Source organism: Kitasatospora sp. NPDC091257, from assembly GCF_044757675.1.
GTDB lineage: Bacteria > Actinomycetota > Actinomycetes > Streptomycetales > Streptomycetaceae > Kitasatospora > Kitasatospora lactacystinica.
This window is the reverse complement of the sequence record NZ_JBIVVI010001409.1, coordinates 1-2,108: the sequence shown is the minus strand read 5'-3', so window position 1 is coordinate 2,108 and position 2,108 is coordinate 1. Positions and strand designations below refer to the sequence as shown.

The window sequence follows — 2,108 nt, the reverse complement described above, 5'->3', positions numbered from 1 at the left end:
TTTAACTACCCCCACCCCAACCCCTGCCCCCCCCCCCCCCCATGTCCGGTGGGGGGGGGGGGGGGGCCCCCCGCGCGGGCGGGGGGGGGCCCCGGGGCCACCACCGGCGCGGCGGAGCGTCCGCTGGGACTGCCCGAACGACAGGTGACCGGACTGTCCGAGGCCGACGCCACCCGGCTGCTGGCCCGGCGGGCCGGTCCCGGCCTGCCCGCCGCCGCGCGCGACCGGCTGCTCGCCGAGGCGGCCGGCAACCCGCTCGCACTCACCGAACTCCCGGTCGCCGCGGGGCCGCACACGTCGGCGCCGGGCGGCCTGCCGCTCACCAGCCGGCTGCTGATCGCCTTCCACGGCCAGGTCACCGGCCTGCCCGCGGCCACCCAGACGCTGCTGCTGGTCGCCGCCACCGAGGAGAGCGGGGCGCTGGACGTCGTCCTGCCCGCAGCGGCCGCCCTCGGCGTCACCGCCGAACATCTCGCGCCCGCCGAGGAGTCCGGCCTGGCGACGGTCACCGCCGACCGCCGGATCGCCTTCCGGCACCCCCTGCTGCGCTCCGCGATCCTCCAACGCGCTCCGCACCACCAGAAGACGACGGTCCATCAGGCCGTGGCGCGGGCCCTGCCGGACGGCGACCGCCGCACCTGGCACCTCGCGCTGGCCGCCACCGGCCCCGACGCGGGCCTCGCCGACGCGCTGGAGCGCGCCGCCGTCCGCGCCGAGCGCCGCGGCGGCCACGGCGGGGCCGCCGCGTACGAGCGCGCCGCCCGGCTCACCCCGGACCGCGACAGCGCCACCCGCCGGCTCGTCCTGGCCGCCGAAGCCGCCACCGAGGAAGGCGAGTTGGCTCGCGCGGAGGCGCTCGCCGACGAGGCCTCCGGCCGGACCGACAACGTCCTGGCGCACGCCCTGCTCGACCAGGTCCGGGCCACCGCGCACTTCTGGCGCGGCGCGCACCCGACCGCCCACCGGCTGCTGCTCGACGCCGCCGGCACCGACATCGACCCGATGTACGCCGCCCGGATGCTGCTCCAGGCCTTCCACGCCGCCTGGTACGCGGGGGAGGAGCCGGTGGTCGCCGTCCTGGACCGCCTGGCGGTCCTGCCGCTCGCCGCCGACGACCCCCTCGCCCCGCTCGCCCGCCACCTGCCCGCGGCCGTCCTGCCCGCGCTCGGCCGGCCCGCCACGCCGCTTCGGCCCGTCCGGGAGGCCGTGGAGGCCGCCCGCCGGGCGGGGGCCGACAGCCCGGTCGACCTGGTCCAGCTGTGCGGCGCCACCCTGGTCCTCGGGCGCGACGAGGAGACCGCCGAACTCGCCGCCGAACTGATCGCCGAAGCCCGCGCCAAGGGCACCGTCGGAGTGATGCCCACCCTGCAGTTCTTCCTGGCCGAGGCCGAACTCTTCCACGGCCGGCATCGCGACGCCGAACTCACCGCCACCGAAGGCCTCGGCCTCGCCCGGGACACCGGCCAGCACCAGTGGGTCAGCCAACTCACCGCGCTGCTCGCCTGCCTGGCCGCGCTGGACGGCCGCGCCGACCGCTGCGCCGAACTCGCCGCGACCGCCCTCGCCACCACCGGCCCGCAGACCGCCGCCCCCGCGGCCGGCCTGGCCTGGGTCCAGTGGGCGCTCGCCCTGCTCGACCTCGGCCAGGGCCGCGCCGGCGACGCCGCCGACCGGCTGCACACCCTCACCACCGGCCCGCACCGGCACCACATCAGCGCCACCCGGGCCGTCCCCGACCTGGTCGAGGCCGCCGTCCGCCTCGGCACCCCCGAACGTGCCGCCGAACCCTACGAGCGCTTCGCCCGCTGGACGGCCGCCGCCGACCGCCCCTGGGCCGAGGCCCTCCGCCTGCGCTGCCAGGCCCTGCTCGGCCCCGACGAACTCGCCGAGACCGCCTACCGCGCCGCCCTCTCCCGGCACGCGACGGCCCACCGCCCCTTCGAACAGGCCCGCACCGCCCTCCTCTACGGCGAATGGCTGCGCCGCACCCGCCGCCGCACCGACGCCCGCCCCCACCTGCGCGCCGCCCTGGAGACCTTCGACCGCCTCGGCGCCCACCCGCCCAGCTCCCCCAGCGACACATTCGCGGTGATGCACGCACCGAGCAC

General features: G+C 78.9%; 1 protein-coding gene. It reads left to right on the top strand.

Annotated features, from left to right (window positions below):
- Positions 1 to 144: 144 nt before the first annotated feature.
- Positions 145 to 2,108: helix-turn-helix transcriptional regulator (locus ACIQOV_RS38790; protein WP_401055531.1), on the top strand; the 1,964-nt coding region annotated here is incomplete at its 3' end.